Below are 2,078 nucleotides of genomic sequence, written 5' to 3'. Positions count from 1 at the left end.
AGCGCCGCGGCACCGGGCTGACCGTGCTGGTCACCTCGTTCGCACCGGCCGCCCGCATGATCGTGTTCGGGGCCACCGACCATGCCGCCGCGGTGGCCCGGATCGGCGCGTTCCTCGGTTATCGGGTGACGGTGTGCGACGCCCGGCCGGTCTTCGCCACCGCCCGGCGCTTCCCGGAGGCCGACGAGGTCGTCGTCGACTGGCCGCACCGTTACCTGGCGGCCGAGGCGGCGGCCGGGCGGATCGACCCGCGCACCGTGCTGTGCGTGCTGACCCACGACCCGAAGTTCGACGTGCCGGTGCTGGAGGTGGCGCTCGAGCTGCCGGTGGCGTACGTGGGGGCGATGGGCTCCCGCCGCACCCACGACGACCGGCTCAAGCGGCTGCGCGAGACCGGGCTGGACCCGGCCGCGATCGCCCGGCTGGCCTCGCCGATCGGGCTCGATCTGGGCGCGCGCACCCCGGAGGAGACCGCGGTGAGCATCGCAGCCGAGATCGTCGCCGTGCGCTGGCACGGCACCGGCGGGCGGCTCACCGGCACCGCGGGGCCGATCCACTCCTGAGCGGTGGTTTGATGACCGCGTGCTGCACTTGAGGATCATCGTCCCGCCCGACCGCAGGGCCGCCGTCCAAGAGCTGCTGACCGGCAACGACGCCGTGACCCATGTGGTCGTGCTGCCCGGTGCGGCCGTCGAGCCGGTCGGTGACCTGCTCTTCTGCGATGTCGTCCGGGAGGGCGCCAGCGCGATCATCGAACGGCTGCGTGAGCTGGACGTCGAGCGGGACGGCTCGATCATGCTGGAGAAGGTCGACACCACGCTGTCGGCGGCCGCCGACCGGGCCGAGCGGCGGGTGCCCGGCCTCGGCGTGGACGCCGTGGTCTGGGAGGAGGTGGAGCACGCCACCGCGGCCGAGTCGGAGCTGTCCGGCGCGTTCCTGACCTTCATGATCGTGGCGACGGTGATCGCCGGTATCGGCGTCCTGCTCGACCTGCCGATCCTCATCGTCGGGGCGATGGTCGTCGGTCCCGAGTTCGGCCCGCTGGCCGCACTCTGCGTCGGCCTGGTGCGCCGCCGGACCCGGCTGGTCCGCCGGGCGCTGCTGGCTCTGGGGGTCGGCTTCTCTGTCGGCATGGTGGTCACCGTCGTGACCACCTGGGTGCTGACCGCGCTGCATCTGGTCAACAAGGGCATGCTCCTCGGCGATCGGCCGCTGACCGAGTTCATCTGGCAGCCGGACGCGCTGAGCTGGGTGGTCGGTTTCCTCGCCGGGGTGGCCGGCATGCTGTCGCTGACCTCGGCGAAGGCCGGCACGCTGGTCGGGGTGCTGATCTCGGTGACCACCGTGCCGGCGGCCGCGAACGCCGCGGTGGCCCTCGCCTACGGCGTGACGAACGAGGCGGCCGGCTCGGCGCTGCAACTGCTCATCAACGTCGCCGCGATCGTCGCGGCGGGCGTGCTGACGCTGCTCGTGCAGCGGTTCGCCGGACGCCGCCGGTAGACCCGGCCGACCTCCTACTGTGGACGGACACACAGCCGGCCCGCGGACCGGTATGGTGGCGCTTCCGCCGGTGACTTCGATCGTGGTCGCCGCAAGGACACGGGGGCTTCGGGCGTGAGGATCAGCAGGTCACGAATGGTGGCGGGGGCCGCCGCGGCAGTCACTGCGACGGCACTGACAGTGACCGGAGTCGTGCTGACCCGGTCGTCCGACGACCCGGCCACAGCGCCGCCCGTCGCGACCGCAGCCGAGGCCGCCGCCGCGCCGCTGCCCTCCGGCCCGTCACCGGCGCCGGTCACCACGCAGTCGCTGGAGCTGGACGGCAAGCCGACGATCGAGGACGGCCGGGAGACCCTGCGGCTGGCCAAGCGCACCGTCTCGCGGTTCAGCCTGCTCGGCGTGACCTGGACGGACGCCCTGCTCTCGTTCCAGGGTGACGCCGCCGTGCGCACCCGGTCGGCCGCCTCCGGCGACTGGTCCGCCTGGCAGAGCCTGGATCTGGAGCACGCGGTCGCGGCCGGTGACCCGGATCTCGTGGCCGGCCGCACCCGCGGCGGCAGCACCGGCCTGTGGGTCGG

2 protein-coding genes and 1 pseudogene are annotated in these 2,078 nt (G+C 73.4%); all 3 read left to right on the top strand.

The genetic code is table 11. The features are described from left to right. On the top strand, positions 1-563 hold a 563-nt coding region (locus tag AB0C29_RS45410; RefSeq protein WP_360834160.1), incomplete at its 5' end, for an XdhC family protein. Between the two features lie 19 nt (positions 564-582). Further along, positions 583-1,500 carry a DUF389 domain-containing protein gene (locus AB0C29_RS45405; RefSeq protein ID WP_360834158.1) on the top strand — a complete coding sequence of 306 codons (918 nt, stop codon included), beginning with the start codon at positions 583-585 and terminating at the stop codon, positions 1,498-1,500. Between the two features lie 180 nt (positions 1,501-1,680). Continuing rightward, positions 1,681-2,078: pseudogene (locus AB0C29_RS45400) on the top strand (hypothetical protein); the annotation flags it as partial.

Origin of the sequence: Actinoplanes sp. NPDC048791, assembly GCF_040650095.1 — a bacterium.
Taxonomy (GTDB): domain Bacteria; phylum Actinomycetota; class Actinomycetes; order Mycobacteriales; family Micromonosporaceae; genus Actinoplanes.
Note: the sequence above shows the minus strand (reverse complement) of the source record. Positions and strands in the feature narration are given on the sequence as shown.